The sequence below is a fragment of the Azospirillum sp. A26 genome, assembly GCF_042604635.1.
GTDB lineage: Bacteria > Pseudomonadota > Alphaproteobacteria > Azospirillales > Azospirillaceae > Azospirillum > Azospirillum palustre.
Genome location: NZ_CP170471.1, coordinates 30,393 through 50,337, shown reverse-complemented (window position 1 = coordinate 50,337; position 19,945 = coordinate 30,393). Strand labels below are relative to the sequence as shown.

At 67.3% G+C, this 19,945-nt stretch carries 20 protein-coding genes; 9 read left to right on the top strand and 11 right to left on the bottom strand.

All coding sequences use genetic code 11. From position 1 onward, the window contains the following. The first annotated feature begins 27 nt into the window (after positions 1 to 27). Genes ABNQ39_RS00335 through ABNQ39_RS00300 form a run of 8 tightly spaced genes read left to right on the top strand, consistent with a single transcriptional unit; the run spans position 28 to position 5,061 of the window. Positions 28 to 1,092 (top strand): hypothetical protein, encoded by a 1,065-nt coding sequence (locus ABNQ39_RS00335; RefSeq protein WP_376956452.1) that lies wholly within the window; start codon positions 28 to 30, stop codon positions 1,090 to 1,092. A gap of 5 nt (positions 1,093 to 1,097) precedes the next feature. Continuing rightward, on the top strand, positions 1,098 to 2,297 hold the full coding sequence (locus ABNQ39_RS00330) for a Lar family restriction alleviation protein (RefSeq protein WP_376956450.1): 1,200 nt from the start codon (positions 1,098 to 1,100) through the stop codon (positions 2,295 to 2,297). Positions 2,298 to 2,300: 3 nt separating this feature from the next. After that, positions 2,301 to 3,068, top strand: a complete 768-nt coding sequence (locus tag ABNQ39_RS00325; protein WP_376956448.1) for a DNA cytosine methyltransferase — start codon at positions 2,301 to 2,303, stop codon at positions 3,066 to 3,068. Then, positions 3,065 to 3,535 (top strand): hypothetical protein, encoded by a 471-nt coding sequence (locus ABNQ39_RS00320; protein WP_376956446.1) that lies wholly within the window; start codon positions 3,065 to 3,067, stop codon positions 3,533 to 3,535. Before ABNQ39_RS00325 ends, ABNQ39_RS00320 begins: the two co-directional genes overlap by 4 nt. Then, entirely contained in the window at positions 3,528 to 3,842 is a 315-nt protein-coding gene (locus ABNQ39_RS00315; protein WP_376956444.1) for a hypothetical protein, read from the top strand. Before ABNQ39_RS00320 ends, ABNQ39_RS00315 begins: the two co-directional genes overlap by 8 nt. After that, positions 3,829 to 4,005 carry a hypothetical protein gene (locus ABNQ39_RS00310; protein WP_376956442.1) on the top strand — a complete coding sequence of 59 codons (177 nt, stop codon included), beginning with the start codon at positions 3,829 to 3,831 and terminating at the stop codon, positions 4,003 to 4,005. Before ABNQ39_RS00315 ends, ABNQ39_RS00310 begins: the two co-directional genes overlap by 14 nt. Continuing rightward, positions 4,005 to 4,352 (top strand): hypothetical protein, encoded by a 348-nt coding sequence (locus ABNQ39_RS00305; RefSeq protein ID WP_376956440.1) that lies wholly within the window; start codon positions 4,005 to 4,007, stop codon positions 4,350 to 4,352. Before ABNQ39_RS00310 ends, ABNQ39_RS00305 begins: the two co-directional genes overlap by 1 nt. Further along, a complete protein-coding gene (locus tag ABNQ39_RS00300; RefSeq protein WP_376956438.1) occupies positions 4,345 to 5,061 on the top strand; it encodes a hypothetical protein in 717 nt (238 codons plus the stop codon). The genes ABNQ39_RS00305 and ABNQ39_RS00300 overlap by 8 nt, the downstream gene beginning before the upstream one ends. Here the strand turns inward: ABNQ39_RS00300 and ABNQ39_RS00295 are convergent. The 4 genes from ABNQ39_RS00295 to ABNQ39_RS00280 all read right to left on the bottom strand — a co-directional run bounded on the left by ABNQ39_RS00295 (position 5,058) and on the right by ABNQ39_RS00280 (position 8,015). Next, complete coding sequence (locus ABNQ39_RS00295) at positions 5,058 to 5,621, bottom strand: hypothetical protein (RefSeq protein ID WP_376956436.1); 564 nt, start codon at positions 5,619 to 5,621, stop codon at positions 5,058 to 5,060. The two genes, ABNQ39_RS00300 and ABNQ39_RS00295, sit on opposite strands and share 4 nt — an antisense overlap. Further along, positions 5,621 to 6,235, bottom strand: coding sequence for a ParA family protein (locus ABNQ39_RS00290; protein ID WP_376956434.1), 615 nt, complete (start codon positions 6,233 to 6,235; stop codon positions 5,621 to 5,623). Before ABNQ39_RS00290 ends, ABNQ39_RS00295 begins: the two co-directional genes overlap by 1 nt. After that, positions 6,232 to 6,738, bottom strand: a complete 507-nt coding sequence (locus tag ABNQ39_RS00285) for a hypothetical protein (protein WP_376956432.1) — start codon at positions 6,736 to 6,738, stop codon at positions 6,232 to 6,234. Before ABNQ39_RS00285 ends, ABNQ39_RS00290 begins: the two co-directional genes overlap by 4 nt. Positions 6,739 to 7,607: 869 nt before the next feature. Next, the gene (locus ABNQ39_RS00280) at positions 7,608 to 8,015 is read right to left on the bottom strand and encodes a 3TM-type holin (RefSeq protein WP_376956430.1); all 408 of its coding nucleotides are present in this window, start codon (positions 8,013 to 8,015) and stop codon (positions 7,608 to 7,610) included. Positions 8,016 to 8,177: 162 nt separating this feature from the next. On the opposite strand from ABNQ39_RS00280, the gene ABNQ39_RS00275 reads away from it, so the two are divergent. Next, the gene (locus tag ABNQ39_RS00275) at positions 8,178 to 8,699 is read left to right on the top strand and encodes an HNH endonuclease signature motif containing protein (protein WP_376956428.1); all 522 of its coding nucleotides are present in this window, start codon (positions 8,178 to 8,180) and stop codon (positions 8,697 to 8,699) included. 147 nt (positions 8,700 to 8,846) lie between these two features. On the opposite strand, the gene ABNQ39_RS00270 is transcribed toward ABNQ39_RS00275, so the two are convergent. From ABNQ39_RS00270 to ABNQ39_RS00240, 7 genes are all read right to left on the bottom strand, one after another. Beyond that, positions 8,847 to 9,212 carry a hypothetical protein gene (locus tag ABNQ39_RS00270; protein ID WP_376956426.1) on the bottom strand — a complete coding sequence of 122 codons (366 nt, stop codon included), beginning with the start codon at positions 9,210 to 9,212 and terminating at the stop codon, positions 8,847 to 8,849. Beyond that, complete coding sequence (locus tag ABNQ39_RS00265; protein WP_376956424.1) at positions 9,209 to 9,886, bottom strand: glycoside hydrolase family protein; 678 nt, start codon at positions 9,884 to 9,886, stop codon at positions 9,209 to 9,211. Before ABNQ39_RS00265 ends, ABNQ39_RS00270 begins: the two co-directional genes overlap by 4 nt. 64 nt (positions 9,887 to 9,950) lie before the next feature. After that, positions 9,951 to 10,160, bottom strand: a complete 210-nt coding sequence (locus ABNQ39_RS00260; protein WP_376956422.1) for a hypothetical protein — start codon at positions 10,158 to 10,160, stop codon at positions 9,951 to 9,953. Beyond that, on the bottom strand, positions 10,157 to 10,600 hold the full coding sequence (locus ABNQ39_RS00255; RefSeq protein WP_376956420.1) for a hypothetical protein: 444 nt from the start codon (positions 10,598 to 10,600) through the stop codon (positions 10,157 to 10,159). Before ABNQ39_RS00255 ends, ABNQ39_RS00260 begins: the two co-directional genes overlap by 4 nt. After that, positions 10,597 to 10,920, bottom strand: a complete 324-nt coding sequence (locus ABNQ39_RS00250; protein ID WP_376956418.1) for a hypothetical protein — start codon at positions 10,918 to 10,920, stop codon at positions 10,597 to 10,599. Before ABNQ39_RS00250 ends, ABNQ39_RS00255 begins: the two co-directional genes overlap by 4 nt. Positions 10,921 to 10,988: 68 nt before the next feature. Then, positions 10,989 to 17,339, bottom strand: a complete 6,351-nt coding sequence (locus ABNQ39_RS00245) for an LPD38 domain-containing protein (RefSeq protein WP_376956416.1) — start codon at positions 17,337 to 17,339, stop codon at positions 10,989 to 10,991. After that, entirely contained in the window at positions 17,339 to 19,945 is a 2,607-nt protein-coding gene (locus ABNQ39_RS00240) for a hypothetical protein (RefSeq protein WP_376956414.1), read from the bottom strand. Before ABNQ39_RS00240 ends, ABNQ39_RS00245 begins: the two co-directional genes overlap by 1 nt.

The following is a 19,945-nucleotide window of genomic DNA, read 5'->3' as shown; positions in this document are numbered from 1 at the left end:
GCAGGCCGCAGAAGGACACCACCCACCATGAATGACCACGACGGACAATTCCGCATTCACGACACCATCCTCTCCGTTTCATGGAAGAAACCGACGCGCGGCTTTGATCTCGGGCGCGATCAATGGGAACCGTTCAACCGCCTCTGTGATGCGCTGACTGCCGCCGGCTTCGTCGTCGGCTCTGACCCACGGATCGACGCCCACCATGCATGCCTGTCAAAATACCATCGGTATGGCAGACGCGGAGACCTGGAGGTTTGCGCAGAGGTTTACGCCACCGGCTGCAAGTTCGAGTTCTTCCAGAATGTCGTCATCGAGAACCGCAACGGAGGCCGATACGATTTCGACAAGCTTCAGAAGATGCCGTACCTGATCCGCAAGGCTTGGGAACTATCCCGGCGCCGCCTGTCAGCAGTGCTGATGTCGTGGGGCTACGAAGAACGCAAGAGCGTCGAAAGCCCGAACCCCGATCCGCTCGCTGATTTCAACGACCGTTGGGACGGCGAATACGAAAAGAAGCGTGGTGTACACCGGTTCAAGCGTCGCGAAGATGGCTGGCCTGATGACAGCGAAATCTACGCATCCAAGCAAGGCGTCGACGCCAACGGCGCGCGGATCGAAATCGGCAGCATCCGCTACACCCGCGACCGCAAGGGCTATCTGCGGCGCGGTCGCATGTACCCGAACATGAACAACATGTGGGGCATGGTCTACGGTCCGGGGAAGAATGACTGCACATGGAGGCATGCGCGGGAGTTCTTCCTGTGTGATCCGCGCGAGGTTCCGAGGAAGGTGAGCCCGTATCGTCGCAAGCGCCTGGAGGCCGAGTTGTCCCGCGCCGTGAGCGCCATGGACTTCCGCCGGGCCGAAGTGCTGAAGCGCATCCTTTTCGGCGAACAGCCTCAGTACCGGATTTGGAGCGAGCGGAAGGACGCGTGGTATGCGCCCGAGTCTTGTGGCTACCGATCCGACAAGGTGGACGCCGGCCTCTACACCGAAGACGAAGCGCGCCGCCTGATTGCCGGACACAGCTTCCTGAAGATGATCCCCGTCTTCCCCAATTTCCAACCGGCACAAGTGGCCGCGGAGTGACCAGCATGACCGAGACCACCGCCCTGCCCGCCGCCTCTCCCTGCGAACACTGCGGCAGCACCGACATCTTCATCGAGCGCGAAGATCTTTCGGCCTATCAGGCGCACTGCAACGACTGCGGATCGCGCGGACCCGCCGTCGAAGAGGGCCGGTATTACGACGACGAGGAAGCCGGGCAGCGCGACGCGATCATTGCCTGGAATATGCGCAAGCGCATCGCGTCGCAGTCGCCAGAGCCAATCCCAGCCGGTTGGTGGTCCGCCCTAGAAGTCGCCCTCCCGATCTTGGAATACAACGCCGGCCTGCGACCAGCAGACCGCATGGCCGTCAACTGCGCCACAGCCGAGCACGCCGCCGATCTGGTTAGGGCGCTGCTGTCCGGCGAGCGAGCGCCTCAGACTGACGCCCCCGTAATCGAGGCCCTGAAGAAGCTCGTCAGCGTCGTTGAGGATTTCCATAGCTACTGCCGCGATCCTGACCGTCCATGCCACGATCCCGATGCAGAATGCCCGATCCAGATGGGGGAGTGGATTGACGACGCGGATAAGGCGGCGCTTGAAGAGGCAAAGGAAGCCATCTCCGCCTGGAACCATCGCGCCACTCCGCCCGCCCTCTCCGCCTCCCCGGCCGGGTGGCTGGACCCTGCCGCCTACCGCAAGGACGGCACCATGGTCCGCCTGCTGATCGAGCAGCCAGCCGACAGCAGCGTCGACGAGGAGACCAACCCCACCGCCGATGTCGCTGCTGGCGAGACGTGGGAAACCATCGGCTGGAACAATGCCGAAAACACCGGCGGGGAAACAGGCTGGCAGTTCGCAGGCTGGGACTGGAGCCATGACTGTTGGACCGAGGGACGCGGTAAGGTCGTCGGCTGGCTGCCCTACCGCTCCGCCCCCGCCGCCGCACCGTCTCCCGCCCCGCAAGAGGCGCTGACCGTCCTGCAATGGCTTCTGGAGCAGTGGGAAGGCGATGGGTGGGTGACCAATCAGGAAGCCATGGCCGCCCGCGTCCGTGACGTGCTGTCAGGCAAGGCGTCCGCCACCCCGCCGGCCGGGGAAGTGCGGGAGGCGCTGATCAAAGCAGCAGAGACGCTGTTGCAGGCGCCCGATCTGCACGACGTGCCGGATGAAGACAAAGACCCGGAGACGGTGGACGCTGAGCGACAGCTTCGCGCCGCCCTGGCCTCCGCACGCAGGGAGGGGTGAAGGATGGCCAAGCTCCGCGTGCTGGACTTGTTCAGCGGCCTTGGAGGTTTTTCGGTCGGCTTGGAGCGAGCCGGCAGCTTCGAGACCATAGCCTTTGTAGAAAACAACGAGCCGGCGCAGAAAATCCTCGCCCGGCACTGGCCTGGGGTGCCTTGCCTTGGAGACGTTTCCGCCGCTGAGTTCCCAGACGCCGATATCATCACTGCCGGATTTCCTTGCCAAGACATCAGTCTCGCGGGGAGAGGCGCCGGCTTGGCCGGGGCTCGTTCAGGACTGTTCTGGGAGGTGGTGCGAGCCATTCGCGTGGTACGACCCGTCTACGTCCTGCTGGAGAACGTGGCAGCGCTGCTTGGTCGCGGGATGGGCACTGTGGCAGGAGCCCTGGCCGAGAGCGGGTATGATGCGGAATGGGATTGCATACCGGCGGCGTCCGTTGGCGCCCCTCACATCCGTGACAGAGCGTGGGTTGTTGCCTACCCCAGTTCTGGAAAACGGCGGTCGATCCTTGTCGCATGTGACCGATTGGCGTGGCGCGACACCTTACCACAACGGAAAGAAGGTTCAGGTGCACCTGAGGGCCTTCTTGAAGCTGCGTGGGGTGACGATGCGGTCATGGTCGCTGACACGCTTAGCCGAATGGATGATGGGGTACGGTTTCGGCTGGACGGATACAACCGATGCGCTAACGCCGTCGTCCCGCAAATCCCGGAAATGATCGGCCGCGCCATTCTGGCCGCAGAAGCCGCCCGCACTCAGGAGCCCGCCCGATGACCGACACCAGCACCGCCCCGACGCCGGAAGAGCTGGCGGCCCGCGTCGAACTTGTCGGCACCGAAGCCGCGCAAGCCGAAATCCGCGAGGACATCGCCGCCGCGATCCGCCAGCACTCGGAAGCGCTGGAGGCGCGGATCGCCGAGCTGACGGCCGACCTCGACATGGTGCAGCGAGAGCTTGCCGTCCGCACCGATGAGTGCGTGACGGCGGAGGCCCGCGCCACCACCGCAGAAGCCGCACTGGCCGCAATGACGGCAGAGCGGGACAAGCTGCGGGAGGCGCTGGAGCGTGAGGCCGCATGGAACGAGGCTGAGGCGGCTATCTGCGATCAGCAAGCCGCCGCCGCGCTCACCGGAAGCGATGCCCCCAACAAGCCCTTCTTCGAAGGTGCGGCGCATACCCACAGGAAGGCCGCTCGTCGCCTGTCTGCTGCCATCCAGCCCCAGGAGCCGGCCAATGGCTGACCGGCAAGAGAACATCGACGCGTTCTACTGGGCAGTCGGCCCGTGCTGCGCAGGCTGTGACTGGTGGGGAAGCATCAACAGCAGCGTCGGGGAATGCACAAAGTCCGCACCGGTAGCTGCTGGCGACCGGATAGCCATGCTCGGCATGGAGCGCGCCAGCATTGATCCGGGCGCCGGGCACATCCTGACGACACGCAATCACCGATGCGGCGACTTTCGAGACACCTTCGACTGGTCGTCCCTGCCACTGCCCTATCGGAAGCGCATCGGCGCTTTGACCAAGGAGCCCCATCATGCCGCCCGCTGACCTGCTCGCCAGAGCCCGCAACGCGACGACCGAAAAGCGGATGCCGGACTGGTGGCATCGCCTTGCTGCCGAGGAAATGCGCCTTCTCTGCTACGACCCAACCGGCGCGACATGGCGCGAGATGGTGGCGGAGGCCGCCGGCAGCGGTGGGGAGGTGGGTTGATGGCCACCATGTTCAAGGCGGTTTACGGTTCGCCGCGCCCTGTTACCGTAGAGTGCGAGGTGCCGGCATATCCGAACGCGGACGCTGACGGCTGCACGATCTATGAGAACACCCATTTCCTCTCGGAAGCGGAAGCATGGGAGCGCGTGCTCGCCGAACACGACGCCGGCTTGTCGCTTGAGGCTCGGCGGGTGAAGAACCTGCGGGCTGAACTGGAGGCGGCGGAGAAAAGCACCGCCACAGCCGCCATTCTCGCCACGGAAGCGCGGGAGGCGTTCCGCCAATGGGAGAGGCGGCAGACAGAAGATGACGCCGGCCAGGCCGGTGGGGAGGTGGGGAATGGGTGACAAGCTGCTGACCGCCAAGGCACCGAAGACCAACGACATCGACTTACGGCTGGCGGTGACGCGCGCCCTGCTTGACGCAGGCGTGCCGCGCGACGCCATCCGCCACGAAATCACCTTGGACAGCAACAGCAGCGACGGGCGGGCCGACATGGTCATTGCCCTGGATCGCTGCATCACCGGCATCGAGATCAAGTCAGGCAAGGACACGCTGGACCGGCTGGATAGCCAGCGGGAACGGTATGGCGCTCGCTTCGACCGCCTGTGTCTGGTGCTGGACGTGCGGCATGAGCCGAATGACGGATACGCCATGGCGGCGCTTGGCTTTGGCGTTGGACGGGTTTACGAGGGCGACGCCCTGCGCAAGTGCCAAGGCGACTTCGGCTGTTCTGCGGCGCCATGGGAACCGCCGGGCTGGTCAGATATCCGCCGGGCCGATTGGGGCGCGGGAGAGCGGATGTCGCCGTATGCCATGCTGGCGATGCTGTGGGCGGAAGAGGTTGGCGTGGTCGGCGCCGATCTGGTGCGCTCTGGATGCGTTCCGCCCACGCCGCTGGACACCCGCTATCGGCTCATCCCCTACCTTGCCGAGCATGCCAGCATCGGACAGCTTCTCCCCCGCATCGCCGCAGCACTTCGTGCCCGTCGGCTGAACAGGTGGGAAGAAGCCTTTTGGGCCCGTTACGATGCGCAGTCACTTGCGGCCGCCTAACCCAGCGCCGCCAACTCCCGATCCACCTCATCCAGTTCCGCCAGCAACCGGGCGCGTCGGGCCACCAGCTCGGCGCGCTTGTCGCTTGGCGGGGGAGGGGAGGGGGAGCGGAGGCGGCGCTTGAACGCCACCAACTCGGCGCGCTTCACGTCGGGCCGGATCAGGCCGGCATCGGCGGCGGCGGCGCGTTCGGTGTCGCTCAGCGTCAGGATCTCGTAGGCGACCGTGTATTCCGGCGGCAGCAGCTGGACGAACTCTGGGTCACGCTCCGCCGCGGTCGCCAGGGCCATCAGCTTGTTGGCCGTCGGGTGCTTGAAGGGCATCCGCTCGTCGACCATCCGCATGAATTCACCGTGCGGCGCCGTCCCGCGCCACGCCATCAGCAGTTCGCCGATTGCGACCCAGCGGTCGCGCGCCTCCGTCCACAGCCGGCGGATCGCAGTCTCAAAGTCTTCCCCGGGGAATAGTTTGACCATCGTCCCGGCTGGCGCGGTGGATGGCAACTGGTCGACCGCGACCGCACGCGGCCGCTCAACGTGCCGGATTCCCTTGATCGCCATCACCGCCCCAACAGCCTGAGGACCGCGCCGGCAATGGCGGACAAGTCAGCGCGCACGCCGGCGCTCGCCAGATGCTGCCCGGTGAAGCTTGCCTCCGCATAGGCGGTGCGCAGCGGCATCTCGACCGGCAGGCGGGGGATCTCCAGCCGGTCCAGTTCCTCGCGCGCCACGGCCAGCACCTGGGTGCGGGCGTTGACCTGCGTCAGGATGGCGGCATGCGGGATCGGCCGGCGCGACATGGCCTCTGCGTTCCGCACCACGTCCTGCGTGCGCGCAGCTTCCCCGATGTCCGCCCGGTCCGGCCGGCACGGGATCAGGACCACGTCAGCCGCCGCCGCCGCATAGACCATGCCCTTTGCCAGCAGCCCGGCGACGTCGATCAGCACCATGTCCGCCGCCTCGCGGCCGCGCGTCGCTTCCGCCAGGATGGCGTCTTCGCCGACAGCCCGGCAGTCGATGCCGGAGCCCTCCAGCCGGTCGAGCAGGTTGCGGTTTGGATCGGTGTCGAGCGCCAGGACGCGCTTGCCATTGGCGCGCCAGAAGGCCGCCAGCCCGGCCGCGAGCGTGGTCTTGCTCGCCCCGCCCTTCGACGTCGCGATGGTGATGATCGTCATGGTCGCCAAACCCTCCCCGATCCGGCGGCGACCGTGGCGCGATTCGGCGGTGCGGTCAAGGCTGCATCTCGGGCGTCGGCGATGGCGTTCCCGAACCGGGCGAGCGCTGCGGCAAGCGCAGGATCCATAGGAGGATCTTGTTTCGTAGATCCCGGCCGATCCTCGGACTTGTGTGCCGGCGCGGCCGCGGGGATCGTCCACAGGTACAGGTTCACGGCGTTCGCGCGCACGGTTCCGCCGTTCCGCCCCGGTCGGTCGGCTTTCCGGCGCACCACCTGCAGCAGCCCGGCCAGCACCAGTTCGAGCGCCTGGACAGCAGCTCCGACGGTAGATCGCGCCGCCCCGGACAGCCGCGCGATCCGGTCATAGGTCGCCTTCACGCGGCCGAACTGGTCGCACGCCATCAGCAGCGCCCGGGCAATCCCGCGCTGGGCATGGGTCAGGCCGCGCATGGCCTGAATGCGCGCTGCCATCCTGGCCCGCGCGTTTCGGTCAATCGCCATCTTTCCTTCGCGCCCAGGCACGCGAAAGCCCCGCCCGCCCATGCGGGCGCACCTGTCCCGTTCGCTCCCCACCAGCCAGCCGAACGCGGGCATGCGTCAAGCGGTGGCGCGAAACGCGCGGTTTCAGATTGACAATGTTGGGGGAGGTGACGCAGAGTCGGGGTCGCCAAACACACCGAACTCTGCGACAGGCTCCGCCCTCTTGGGTTGGGGCCTTCGTCGTTTCTGGGGCTTGCGCCTCCTGCTGTGAAATCCGGGGGCCATCCTGCGCCGACGGGGCCGGGAGAGGCAAGGGCGGCGTGATCGGAAGCGGAACGACTCGGTCGGGGCCTCGCGTGCGCGCGAGTCGCGGCGATTTCCCCGCATAACGGTGATTCCGGAAAATCGAAAATGTCACACGCAAGCGCCGTTTGCGCTCGTCGGCAGTTGTGGCGATTCGGCGGCGTGGCTATATTTGGGGCGTTGCGTTGGTGTGCGTCTGGTGGGGCGACGCAGTAAATGGGGCGCCGGATTGACCGGGCAGCGGGCAACCGCTGATAAATGGGGAACCAGCAGCCGCGCAACCAAGATTCGCCCAGCGATGGGATCATAGCATTCGAGGGCCGCGAGCAGGCCGGTAAAGTCGGGGAAGCCCAAGAGGCTGGCGTGGTGAACCCGATGCCCTCAATGAGTTGCGGCAGGACAGGCGCAGAAGCGACGGGGGAAGACCGATACCCCGCACGCCCGCGGCGCTGATGGACACGGCTCGCCGCAAGCAGACAGGGCGTCCTTCGGGGCGCCCTTGCCGCTTCACCTGAACAGCCACGACACCACCGCCCCAACGACCAGCGCCGCGCCGGTGGCGACGCCGGCCACGAAGGCAAGCGCGATCACCGCGCGACCCCCTTCACCTTCTCGAAGGTCCGGTACGCGCCCAGCCCGAGCATCGGCACCAGCAGCCCCATCAGGGTATCGGTATCGATCTGTGGCATCGGCGTCCCGGGCGACCAGATCGACAACGCCCACCCCATCAGCGGATAGCCGACGGTCTGGACCAGCAGGCCGAGAACGCAGACCCAACCGACAGCCGGCCGCCAGCCGGAGACGAACAGCGACGGGTTGGTGGCCTCCGCGGCGTTCACCTGGAGCTGCGACGTGTCGCCGGCCTGGAGCATGGCGACGATCTGCGCGTTGGCCGATGCTGCGGCCTTCGCCTTGGCGTCGGGGTCCGGGATCTTGTCGATCAGGTCGGCGATGACGGGGGTCAGGGCGGTGATCAGGGGGATCGCTACGGCCATGAGAGGACTCCTTTCTGAGATTTCTGGCAAAGAAAAGGCCGCCTCAGCGCATGCTGGGCGGCTTGGTGTTCGACTTGCGTTCTGGTAAAATAAAGGCGGCCCGGAAGGCGTCTCACCGCCAGTCCGAGCCTCATCGCTGACCGGCTATTGGGAGCCAGAGCAATGTCCAAGCACGCTACAGCCACGCCCGAACTCACGCAAGCGCGCCTCCGTGAGTTGCTGCACTACGACCCCGAGACGGGGGTGTTTACGTGGCTCGTCCGTCGGCAGGGAATCCGCGCGGATCGGGCGGCTGGGTGCGTCAGTTCGCCGGGCTATATTCTCATCGGCGTTGATGGGCGATTGTGCCGTGCTCACCGCCTCGCATGGCTTTACATGACTGGCGAGTGGCCCGCCGCCGAAATAGATCACATCAACCGCGCTCGGGGGGATAACCGCTGGAACAATCTCCGCCTTGCGACCGGAAGTCAGAACCAGGGCAACCGGTCGGTGAACAGCGACAACAAATCCGGCGTCAAAGGTGTGTCGTGGAGCCAGAAGCGCGGCATGTGGAAAGCGCAGATAGGGGCGGCGGGCAAGCGTCGCTGCCTTGGATATTTCCCCGATTGCGCCGTTGCCGCTGCAGCCTACGCCGCGGCGGCGGCCGAGCATTTTGGGGAGTTCGCCAATGCGCCGATTCCCTGACGAGCAACTCATGAAGGGTCTTGGCGCGTCATCGTGGTTCAGAATGTGGCCGCAGCCAAGCTGACGGTCCGCGATAGCACGACAGCCCCCACGCGGTCGGGATGGGCGGTCGATGGCTAGGTTTGGGGTGCGACCTAGCCATAGAGATCAACTGCCGTAGTCGATTGCCACGACGCGGCCGTCCAGCCATCCGAAGCTGTCCATCTTGTGTTCGGCCGGGATGATGTAGTCCTGGCGGTTGGTGAACTGCTCGGGATCGAATGAGAACCACTCTTCCCGCGTCATCGGCCGAGCGCGCGGCATCACGTTGAGGAAGCCACCGGGTAGCGCAAAGATGACCGGACATAAGCCGTCCCAGCCGCATCGCGAGAACTGCCGCTCCTGCATGTTGCCGAGCAGGCCCCAGAGGAAGGTGCGCCAGCTATGCGGGCTCGGCAGCTTCACAACATAGCCGCCGATGAACAGGACAAGGCGCGTCGCTCCGGCGCGAGAACATCCGATGCGCATGGTCACAACCCCATCGCCGCCGCCGTCTTCGGCCCAACGATTCCATCGGCGACGAGGAAGTGCGCAGCCTGCCAGCGGGTCACCGCCGCCTTCGTCAGCGGGCCGTAATGCCCGTCCGGGGTGACGCCGACGATGCGCTGGATCGCCTTGATGCGGTCGGCGTCCGATCCGGCCGGAGCGGTGATGGCCTGGGGCATGGGGTGCGGGGTGTCGACCCCCACCTCGACACCCCAGGGTCGACCTTCGAACAGCGCCTGCTCGGCGGCCCGGCGCGCGACGAGGCCCGGCAGCTTCGTCAGCTTGCCGTTGACCGTGGCGTTGACCCACCGGCCGAACTGCTCGGCAGCGCCCGCGTCACCAACGTTCAGGAGCTTGAGCAGGGTGGACGATGCCAGCGAGCCGGCCCCCAAGTTGAACACGAAGCTGGCGAGCGCGCCGCGCTGGTCGTCGGTCAGCGGCACCTTCACGTAGCGGTCCACATCGGCGGCAGCTTCCGCGAGGTCAGCAGCCAGAAGCTGCTCGGCTTGCGCCAGCGTAACGGTCATGCCCATGACGACATCGGGACCTGTGTGGCCCCACGCCACGGTGGGCACGCCGGCTGGGCACAAATATGCTTTCAGGTACAGGCCCTCGAAATGCTTCACAAGATCGACCGCGGCTTGGGTGACGGGCTTGGTCATGGGTTCTCCAAAAGAAAAGGCCCGCCGGGGGCGGGCCTGGGGTTCGTGGGGTGAGAGTGGGGGCCTATTGTAAATTTCCAGAGGAGATCATCCTGACGCGGATTTCCCGGCAGTCGATCACGGCGCACCTGATCGCGAGATCGGCCTTGGCGCTGTAGACCATCTGGTCGAGATCGGCCTTGGCCTTGGCGTATTTCCGGTCAATGTCGTGTTTCCCATAGAACCCGATGGCAATGGCGCAGGCGGCCAGGAACAGGACGGCTCCGTCGCTCATCCCGCACCCCCGGCGCCGGGCGCCTTCGGGGAGGCCCGCACTGCGGCTATCATGGCGCGCATTTGTTCGACGGTATACTCCTTATCAAAAATTGCCATAGCCGCCACAATCTCGGGCGTCGCCATTTTTTCAAGGATGCCGACAAGATCCTTCTCGGCCGAAAGAACTTCAGGGCTCGAACGCATCGCGTTTTCCGAAACGCACTCGCGCCAATATGGTACGTGATTTCGGTCGGCCATGCCTTTTTCGAGAAGGCCATAGAGGTTGCCGTACGACCCGCGCGCCTTATCGACAATGCTCTTCGCAAGGCTGGCGGCCAGAAGGACATTCTCAGTCAGCGCGGGCGCGACGCCATGATCCTCCATGTAACCACCCACCATCTCCGCCACTGCCTCGACTATGGTGTCGTCGGGCGATATGGCGTCCTTGGCGCCGGTCATTTCGCACCTTCGGCGCCAGGCGCCTTTGGGGAGGCGGCGATCACCGCCCGCACCAAATCGCGCGGGCGAACTTCCTCGTAGCCGGTCAGCCACGGCCCGGCGGTCACGGCGCTGTCCATATCGACGTGCCCGTCCTTCGGCACCACAGCCCACCCCATCGCCTCCAGCGCCCCATAAACGGCGCGCAAGACCCGCCTAGCTTTCATTTCGTTCACTGGTCGGCCCGGTTCATCAAGAGCCGCTTCGGTGATGCCGACTTCGCGGCCAATGGCCTGGATGATGGCGTCGTCTATGGTATTGTCGGTCTTGGTGTCGGTCATCTCTGGTCCTTTCAGGGATTGGCGTCAGCCGGCGGTTCGCCCCCGCCGACCGACACCGCATTCTACCATCACGCCGCGTTGCGCTCCACCGCCGCCGCGTTGCGCTCCTTGATCTTCTGCAAGATCCCCTCCGTCCGCTTGGCGATGGCGTTCCGCTTGGCGATGAGGTCATCCATCTTCGCCCGCTTCTCGTCCGGCGACATCTCGTCGTCCGAGCGAATGTCGTTGATCCGCCGCGTCAAGCCGCCGATCTGCTCGCCCATCTTCTCGATCTGCTTCCGGGCGCCGACCAGCCCGGCGTTGTCGCGTTGCAGTTCCTTCGCCCGGTCGAGTTCGCCGTCCTGGCGCAGCTTGCGGATGGTGGACCACGTCTCGTCAGCCTGATGCTTCAGGTCGTAGAAATCGCCCACCCAGCGGTTCGCGGCGTCCGGCCCGGTCTTGTAGAACCTTCCGAACGCGGACTCGACCGCCGGCGACAGGATCGGTACGGACCCGAACGCGCCGGCCGGCTTGCTCGGCACTGCGCCCGATGCGCCCATGATCGCATCCATGCCGGCGAGCGCCATCTGCCCCAGCGTGCCGAGATAGCCGCCGATCAGATGCTCCGCCTTCATGGGGCTGATGTTCGCCTCGCGCCCAAGCGCCGCGAGCGTGGCATTCGTCCGGGCGTCGGCCCGCTCGCCCGGCCGGACCTTCTGCTGCTGCGGTCCTTCGACCGGCCGCTCCGTGAAGAAGTCATAGTTCGTGTAGACCTCCAGCGCGGGCTTCACGGCCTGCGGGACCGGATTGAACTGGAAGGTGTTGAGGAAGGTCATTGCCGTCGCCTTCATCAAGTCGCCGCCGTCGCTCTTCTGGATCGCGTCAAACAGGAACTCGGGCATCGTCGAGAAGATCGCGCCGAACTCAAAGGGCTTCGGAATCAAGACCGTGCTGTCGCCGACCGGAACGATATAGTAGCTCAGCCGCCGCTCGAGCGGGGCGTCCTTCACCCGGTCGTCATCGCCGAACGCAGCAGTCAACGCCGCCGACACGCCGGTCAGCAGCAGGCCGCGCAGGAAGACGCCCTTCAGCGCCGCCTTGTCGCCCTGCGTCTCGGCCAGCCGGTACAGGCCCTGGATGCGGGCGTTGAGGAACGGCACCAGCGGTAGCATGAAGCGCAGGGACTGGTTGGCGCCCTTCCGGCTGAAGTTCAGCAGGTTGAGCGCCTGATAGGCCGCCTCCGCCTTGCTGGCGCCCTGGTCCAGCAGGTTCCGATAGATGGCGTCGCGGTTCGCCACTTCGGTCCAGGAGCCGACCTCCTCCAGCGGGCGGAGCGCGGCATCCAGGGCTCGCTTACCCTTCTCCAGCGGGTAAACGATCTTATCCAGAATGCCCTTCGGCGACGTCGCCACCTCGACGCCCAGCCGGCGCTTGAACTCCGCCGCCATGTCGCGGGCGCCATGCCCGAACTCGTAGCCACCGATGCCGGCCGCCGCCTTCAGCTCCTTCACGCTGTCGGCCTTCTTCGCCGCGCGGATCAGTCCGGTAATGCCGTTGTTCGCCAGGGTCAGCGTGCCACCGGTCTGCACCCAGGCGGACGCGCTGTCTCGGATGAAGTTGGCCAGCATGAAGCCGGGCGACGCCGTGACGCCGCGCCGCAGGACGTTGGAGAAGCTGGCCAGCCCCTTGTAGATGCCGGCCTGTTGCTCCGGCCGCAGCCCAGCCATCGCCGCCATCACCGCCGGGTCTTCGGCGACGAAGTGGCGCTTCACGCCCTTGTCGAAGAACGCCGCGCTGCCAGCCTTCTCATCGGCGGCGGTCAGGTTCTTGGCCTCGCCGATCTCCGACAGAACGCCATGGATGCGGCGCATCGCCTCGTTCCGCATGCCGGCCTTGGCCAGGGCAGTGGCGTTGCGGATGACATTCTCCGCCAGATCGCCGATCTTGTCGGTCCCGCCCTCCAGCTTCCGGATCTTGGGATCGGGGTTGGACAGCTTCGCCAGCGTGGCCGGCGGCGGCAGTTCTCCGGTCTCTTCGGCGACGCGGTAGAACGGCACATAGTCCATGCCGTTGGCGTAGATGTCGCGCGACGCCGCCTTGATGACGCCCGTGTCCACGGCGAAGTCGAGCATGGCCCGGTTGAACTTCTGGTAGCCGTCGAAGACCTTCTTGAATTCTGGCGTCTCCATGGCGAGCGCCTCCTTAACCTGCGCGTCGGTCATGAAGCCGGTCAGGTTCCGGATGCGCCGGGTCTTGTCGTCGATCTGGTCGCTCAGCTTGCGAATCATCTCCCTGCCGTCGGAGATGGCCTTCTCCAGCTTCTGGCGCTTTTGGGCCATGGCCGGATCGTTCTGGATGCTGGCGAGCGCCTTTTCATTCGTCTCGGTCTGCCGCTCGACCTGAGCCAGTTCGCGACGCCAGCCGGCAACCGCCTGACGGTCGCGGCTGGTGACGCCTTCCGTCCGCTTGGCGATGGCGTAGAGCTGGAACCGCTTGTAGTCGTCGGCGCTCTTCAGCGGCTTGAAGATGTCCAGCAGGCCGCCGCCGCCCTTCACGTTCTCGACGATGCCCTCCGTCGCGTTCCAGCGCAGCGGCCCCTCGACCAGCATGGACTCCAGGCGGCCGCTGTCCTGCACCGCCAGCTCGGTCATCTTGGCTGCCGACACGCGGGCGTCGCGCAGCTTCGCCTGCCGGCCGGCCTTGCTCTCCGCGCGCATCTCAAGGTCGAAGATCGGCTGGAACTGGTTGACCAACTGCCGCACCGCCTCCGACCCGATGCCGGACCGGTTGGCGCCGAACGCCTTCTTCACCCGCTCGGCAAGGCTCGGCTGGTCGGCCAGGATCGCGTCGGCCAGGGCCTGTTCGGTCGGGGCCAGGGCGAAGCTGTCCCGCTCTGGCTTGGCCTCCCCCTGCCCTTCCGGCCGCTGCTGGCGCTCAAAGGCCTCCGCTACCGCGCCGGCCGGCTGTTCCTGCGCCCCGCGTCGCCCGATGCGGCCCTCGTCGATTGCCCGGAAAACGCTCTCCGGAGTGGTGAAGCCCTGGCCGCGGAACGCCTGCCCCACCGCGGCGAAGAAGTCGCGGATGCGCTCCAGGATCGCCCGCACCGCGCCGGCATCGCGGCGCCCGGCCTGCCAGTCGGCGAACAGGTCGGCGACGGCCTCCTCGAACATGGACTCCTCGTCCAGACCCATGTTCTTGTAGCGCCGCCGGACGCTGGCCAGCTTCACGCCGTCGTCGCGCAGGGCGGCCTGCTTCAGCGCGTCCCACTGCTTCTGGGTCAGCAGGCCAAGCTCGCGGATGGCGTGGACGGCCTCGTGATCCAGCGTCATCGCCCGATCTGGAGCGGAGGTCGCCACCTCGATGACGCGCCGGCCATAGCGGCCCAGCGCGCCGGGGATTGCTTCGCCGGTCCGCCGGTCTCGGATCGCATCCACCAGCCGGAAGCCGACGCGGTCGTCGATGCCGTAGCGCTTCAGTTGCGCGCGAAGGTCGGCTTCCAGGGCGGGGGCGGCGCGTTCGGCTTCGTCGGTCAGGCGGAAGCGGTCGCCCTCCACCCGCTCGATGCTGTGCGCCGCCGTCAGCGGCTGGAGCTTCTTGCCATCGTCACGGGTCACCAAAGTCCGCGGCCCGCGCTCTCCGGTCAGCGTCGCCTCGTAGGCCTGACCGGTCTTGGCGTTGGTCACGCGGACGCGGTCGCCGGGCTGGGGGGTGGCCTGGACTTCTCCTGCCCGCAACTCCGGGTATTCTGCCAGCACCCGCTCCGACACGGGCTGCCCTTCGGCGAGAGCGCGGCGAACAGCCTCACGGTGATGGAAGGGGGCAAGATCGCTCACCGGCGGCTCGCCGCGATGCGCTTGCTCACGCAGGCGCGCCAGCTCGGCCTCTGCGTTGGCGAGGCTTCCAGGCTCCAGTTCGCCGAAGCGCCGCATCCGCGCGACGTTCCATTGCTGGGCTGCGACCTTGCGGGGGAGGTCTTCAAGGTCGCGGCTCCGCATCCAAGCAGCCGCCTCCGCCTTGGTCATTTGCCAAGGCGTCACCGCCGGGAAAGGCTTCTCCATCGCCCGCACATTGGCCTCGAATGCCCCCGCATCCATCAAGCCCCAGCCGCCGTTTACCTCGACCGGGACCAGGAACTGCTCTTTGAGGTCTGGCCGGGTCCGCGCCACATTGGCGGCGGCCCGCTCGGTGGGAAACGGCTTTCCGCCCTTGGTCAGGATCGGGGATGCCTCGGGGGCCGCTTGCTGAACACCCTCATCCCGACCGCGTGGGGGCGCCTGCACCTCCTGCACGTCGCGCGGCGCTTCCTGCGGCCGAAGCTCCTCCAGCCGGGCGCGCGCATCCTCGACCTGCCGGTTCTTCTGCCGGAACAGGTCCGTCTTGCGCGTCCGCTCGGCCGGGTCGGGCTCCGCAGCGATCTGCTTCTGGAGGGCGCCCATCTCGCGCGTGCGGCGGTCGATCAGCTTTTGCAGGTCGGCCGCCTGCTGCGACTGCGCTTCCATGAAGCGATTGGCCGCGCTCGAGGCAGGTTCCGGCAAAGCTGGCGTTTCGGCGACATCCGGGCGCGCGGGCGGGGGCTCTGCGGCAGCCAGCTCGTTGCGCTGCGCCATCTCCGGCGTGTAGCGGCCTTCCTGGCGCGGCGCCTCCAGCAGCCCGGCCGGGCGATCCATGCCGATCTGCGCCGGCCGGCCGGCATCGTCCAGCAGCGTGGCGTCCGGCGGCAGCGCGGCCATGGCCGGATCGTCGGTCGCGCCGCGGTAGACGTCCGGCAGATTGCGCGGCGGCAGCGGTGGGTTGGTGTCGGGAGGCTGGACGCCTTCGGGCTTTGGCGGCTGGGGCGTCAGGTTGTCCAGCCGGTTTCGCGCGGCCATGTAGTTATCACGAGCAACTGTCCACCGCTGGACCAGCGCGTCGCGCTCTTCAGGAGTCGGGGCGGCCGCCGCCTCATCGGCAGTAGAGCGGTCGCCGTCCTTCAGCGGTCGCAGCGCTTCCTGCGCGGCATCCATCTCGTCGGAGAAGCGCTGCACATCCGCCTGCGCCTGCCGAACCTCCGGCCGGTCGCCCATCACGAAGCCTTCGCCCTGGGGCTGCGGCGCCGGCAGGGCGAGCGTCTCGTTGTCGGCCTGCGGCTCTTCGGCGGACACCGCGGGCGCCTCCTCCGGCTTCGCGCCGCGCCGCCCCATCCGCTCGACAGCCTTGTGCCCGGTGACCATCGTCGCGCCGGCGCCGACGTTCAGGGCGTAGTCCTGCAGAAGTTCCTCGGCCGTCGTCTCGCGCCCGGCCGCTGCATTCTGCGTCGCGCGCTGCCCGACACCGAGCGCTGGCTGCACGCCGAAAATCTGCGCCAGGGCCTCGCTGATCGGGCGCTTGATGGCGCCTTCCGCCGTCTTGCCGAACAGCCCGACCCCCGGCGCGAGGCCCATGGCCGCACCGAAGGCGCCAGCAATGCCGGACTGCTGCAGGGCGCGGTCGACCGCGGCATCGTGATCCAGACCATCGGCGCGGGCGCGCTGGTATTCTGGGGCCAGCGACTGGACGAACGAGCCGCCCCCGAACCCAAGCGCGCTGCCGACCAGGGCGCCGGGCGGACCGGCAACCGCAGAGCCAGCGGCGCCGCCAGCGATGCCGGCCGCGACCGTGGGCGCGCTGCCGCCGAGGCCGGAACCGATCTGTGCCGCCCACCACTTCGGATCCGTCCAGCCCTTGCTGATCGGCGTCGTCAGCAGCTCGTCGATGCCATCGGCTTCCTTCGCCTCCGCCGGCCGCTCCTGGCTGAAGCTGGGGGCGTTGGCCGTGTTGCGGATCGCCTCGCCGGCGCCGCGGGCGGCTGCCGTGCCGAAGGTGGCGATGATGCCGGGGGCGGGCTTGGGTGGCGCCTTCACGTCGGACAGAAAATCCTCGGCCGACACGCCATCGCCTGCGCCACCACCGCCAGTGTCGCCCAGGAAATCCTCTGCCGATCCACCGCCCAGCCCATCGTCGTCAGCGCCGCCGGCCAGCGTTGGGCGTCCCCGCATGCCACCCAGCACCTTCGGCACATAGGCGCGCGTCTCCGCCGGCAGGGACGAGCGGCGCCCGGCCCGGTAATCGTCCACCGTGCCGGGGCCGGCATTGTAGGCCGCGAGCGCCAGCGACGGGTCGTTCTGGTAGCGGTCCAGCATCTGCCGCAGGTACGCCGTCCCGGCGAGCACGTTGGTGCGCGGCTCGAAGCGGTCGGAGCCGAGGCCGTGCTGCCGGCGCATGTCGTCGAAGGTGCCCGGCATCAGCTGCATCAGGCCGGCCGCCCCCTTGTTGGAGACGGCGCGGGCATCGCCAGCGGACTCCACGCCCATGGTCGCGCGGATCAGGTCGGGCGCGACGCCGAACCGGCTGGAGGCCTCCGCGACGTAATCGTCGACAGGGTTGCCGGCCGGGGCGCTGTCGAGAAAGGATTCGGCGTCCATCACTTCATCCCGAAGTTATCGCGGAGGATCTGTAGGGCCTGATCGCGCGGCAACTTGCCGGCGGCGACCGCAGCTTTCACATCGGCCGGGGATGAGAAGCCGCTGGGGTTGTTTCCGGGCGCGGCGCCCATTCCCTGACCGATCAGAGCGCCGGACCTGCGCAGCGCCTCTTCCGGGCTCAACTCCGGGTTCTGCTCAAGCAGTGCCTTGCTGAAATCGACGATCAGCTTCTGCTTGGCGTAGGGGTTTTCCTTGCTGTGATTCAGCAACTGGAAGGCTTCCTGTGGGCTCTTCGCCACGCCCAACTTGACCAGCGCGTTGATGTTGGTGGTCATGGCTGTGGTCCCGGCGTCCGGCGTGTTGCGCTGCGCAGCGAGCGCCTTGGCCGCATCGGTCTGCGCCCGCAGCAGTTCGCCCTTTGGCCCAAGCAGCGCCGCATCCTGTGCGTCCTGATGCTTCGCCCGTCCTTCGGCCAGGGCAAGCTGGCGGTCGAGGCGCTTCTCCACGTTGCCCTGCCGGCGGTCCTGCACATCGAGGCGCTTCTGCTGCTGCATCTGCGCCAGCGATTGCGCCCCGGCGGCGCCGATGTTGCTGAGGGCGTTCGGCCCGCGCTGCGCCAGCAGGTTCAGGCCGAATTGCAGGGCCGGCATCGCCCAGCCCGGCGTCGCGTCGCCACCACCGCCGCCTTCGGTCGGCTGGCCGGCTGCGGCTGGGGCAGCGGCAGGCCGGCCGGGGCCGCCGTCTCCGGCCGGGATATCGCCTGGCACCTCGCCGGCAAGCCCCATCGGCGGCTCGGAAGCGATGTCCTGGGTCACGTCATCCTGCGGCGACACGGACGGCGCCGGGGTGCGGTCGGCGCCGGCAAGCCCCTGCGGGTCGGCATCGGTCTCGTCCACCTCGCCACCGACCGGGACGTCGATGTCATCGTCGGCGTTGTCGGTTCCCAGGGCATAGTCCAGCCCAGACGGCGGCGCCGGAAGTTCGCCCTGTGACGGATAGGCGCCGCTGAAACCGCTGTAGTCTGGGTTCTCGCCCCGCAGGTCGGCCAGCGATGGGGCGAGGCCGGCCCGCTCGCCGACCGGCTTGGACAGCGTGTCGGCAGCAGCGGCGAGGCCCTGCTTGATGGAGGGTAAGATCGTGCCCTGATTGTAGCCGGGCTGGTAGGGCTGGTCGCGCGCACCGGCCGGCTGCCGATAGCCAGGGCGGTCCGGGTTGCGGCGGCGGTTGATCTCGCGCAGGGCGGAGATATCCCCCGCCTGCGCCGCCTTCTGCAGGATGTCGTCAGGGAGCGTGGTCCAGTCCACCGCCCCGCCGTCGGCGTAGGCGCCCAGCCCTTCCGTCACCATGCCGCCATCGGCGAAATTGAACAGTCCAGCCCCCCTTGCCAGCCCGTACAGGCCAAGGCCGGTGGAGGCGAGGCCGCCGATCTGCGACACCGTGCTGGGCCCAGGCGCGCTCGATGTGGTTGTGCCTTCGCGGCTCGCCGCCGAACCATTCATGACGCTGCCCAACCAGCCGATCTGCGTCTTCGGGTAATCGCGCTGGTTCGTGAAGTCCTGGTAGGCGAGGTTCAGGTTCTGCTGATCCAGCCCCTGCTGCTGTGCCCCAATGCCCATCAGCGCGTTGCCGCTGGCAAGGCCCATGCCCTGCTGCTGCGTGCCCAGGCTGCCGAGCAGGCCGGCGGCGGAAAGGCGCTGGTTGGCTTGGGTCAGCCCCGCCTGCTGGTTCGCCTGCTGTGCCTGCAAGTTCAGCTGGTTGTTGAACTGGTCGGCCTGGTTCTGCGCGCCCGCCGTGAACTGCCGTGCCGCGTTCTGTGCGCTCATGTTGGCAAGGCCGAACTGGTTCTGCGCCTGCTGGTTGGCGAGCGCCGTCGATGCGTCATACCCGGCGTTCGTGGTCTGCGCCTGGAGGTTGGCGTTCTGGTTCGCCAACTGCCCCTGGAACTGCCGGCCGAGATCGGTCTGCGCCTGCTGCTGGGCATTGGTGAAGCCGCTGCTCATCAGGTTTCCGGTGGCGGTTCCGATGGCGGTGGCGCGATTCCGGTTGTTCTCGGCGTTCTCAATAGCCGCCCGGTCGCCACCGAAGGCGCCCTTAAGCGCAGCATTCGCTGCACCCTGTTGGCCGGTACGGTCGTAGCTGCGGTTGATCTCGCCGACGGTCGAGTCCACCACCGACTGCGTGTAGGGGTCCATGTAGGTGTTGAGGTTCACCGACCCCAAGCCCTGCCCCTGCACCTGATCGGCAGACACATTGCGGATATCGCCGCGATTGGCGAGGTTGGCGGTACCCGTCACCGCATCGTACCCGTGCGCGGCATAGCTGCCGGGCTGGAGCAGGCTGCCGGCCATGTTGCTGCCGGCGATGCCGGCGGCTGTGTCGATGCCGGATTGCAGCGCGCCGGACCCAGCCCCCGCGGCGTTGCGGATCGCCTGCATGCCGGCCTGCTGGTCGCCGGTGAAGTCGGCGATGCGCGGGGCGTCGTAGGGCTGGTAGGGCATGCCAGCCGCCGCCACGCCCTGGTCGATGACGCCATAGAGCCTGTCGCGCAACCCTGGATCAAGGGACTGCGTCGTGGTGCTGGTCTGCTGGCTGCTGCCGAAGCACAT

Excerpts from the sequence above, each read along its gene's own strand:
- ABNQ39_RS00280 (WP_376956430.1), bottom strand. The coding sequence starts at position 8,015 with ATGGCCGTAGCGATCCCCCTGATCACCGCCCTGACCCCCGTCATCGCC.
- ABNQ39_RS00275 (WP_376956428.1), top strand. The coding sequence starts at position 8,178 with ATGTCCAAGCACGCTACAGCCACGCCCGAACTCACGCAAGCGCGCCTC.
- ABNQ39_RS00290 (WP_376956434.1), bottom strand. The coding sequence starts at position 6,235 with ATGACGATCATCACCATCGCGACGTCGAAGGGCGGGGCGAGCAAGACC.
- ABNQ39_RS00300 (WP_376956438.1), top strand. The coding sequence starts at position 4,345 with ATGGGTGACAAGCTGCTGACCGCCAAGGCACCGAAGACCAACGACATC.
- ABNQ39_RS00265 (WP_376956424.1), bottom strand. The coding sequence starts at position 9,886 with ATGACCAAGCCCGTCACCCAAGCCGCGGTCGATCTTGTGAAGCATTTC.
- ABNQ39_RS00295 (WP_376956436.1), bottom strand. The coding sequence starts at position 5,621 with ATGGCGATCAAGGGAATCCGGCACGTTGAGCGGCCGCGTGCGGTCGCG.
- ABNQ39_RS00315 (WP_376956444.1), top strand. The coding sequence starts at position 3,528 with ATGGCTGACCGGCAAGAGAACATCGACGCGTTCTACTGGGCAGTCGGC.
- ABNQ39_RS00310 (WP_376956442.1), top strand. The coding sequence starts at position 3,829 with ATGCCGCCCGCTGACCTGCTCGCCAGAGCCCGCAACGCGACGACCGAA.
- ABNQ39_RS00250 (WP_376956418.1), bottom strand. The coding sequence starts at position 10,920 with ATGACCGACACCAAGACCGACAATACCATAGACGACGCCATCATCCAG.
- ABNQ39_RS00285 (WP_376956432.1), bottom strand. The coding sequence starts at position 6,738 with ATGGCGATTGACCGAAACGCGCGGGCCAGGATGGCAGCGCGCATTCAG.
- ABNQ39_RS00330 (WP_376956450.1), top strand. The coding sequence starts at position 1,098 with ATGACCGAGACCACCGCCCTGCCCGCCGCCTCTCCCTGCGAACACTGC.
- ABNQ39_RS00335 (WP_376956452.1), top strand. The coding sequence starts at position 28 with ATGAATGACCACGACGGACAATTCCGCATTCACGACACCATCCTCTCC.
- ABNQ39_RS00255 (WP_376956420.1), bottom strand. The coding sequence starts at position 10,600 with ATGACCGGCGCCAAGGACGCCATATCGCCCGACGACACCATAGTCGAG.
- ABNQ39_RS00320 (WP_376956446.1), top strand. The coding sequence starts at position 3,065 with ATGACCGACACCAGCACCGCCCCGACGCCGGAAGAGCTGGCGGCCCGC.
- ABNQ39_RS00305 (WP_376956440.1), top strand. The coding sequence starts at position 4,005 with ATGGCCACCATGTTCAAGGCGGTTTACGGTTCGCCGCGCCCTGTTACC.
- ABNQ39_RS00245 (WP_376956416.1), bottom strand. The coding sequence starts at position 17,339 with ATGGACGCCGAATCCTTTCTCGACAGCGCCCCGGCCGGCAACCCTGTC.
- ABNQ39_RS00325 (WP_376956448.1), top strand. The coding sequence starts at position 2,301 with ATGGCCAAGCTCCGCGTGCTGGACTTGTTCAGCGGCCTTGGAGGTTTT.
- ABNQ39_RS00260 (WP_376956422.1), bottom strand. The coding sequence starts at position 10,160 with ATGAGCGACGGAGCCGTCCTGTTCCTGGCCGCCTGCGCCATTGCCATC.
- ABNQ39_RS00240 (WP_376956414.1), bottom strand. The coding sequence starts at position 19,945 with ATGTGCTTCGGCAGCAGCCAGCAGACCAGCACCACGACGCAGTCCCTT.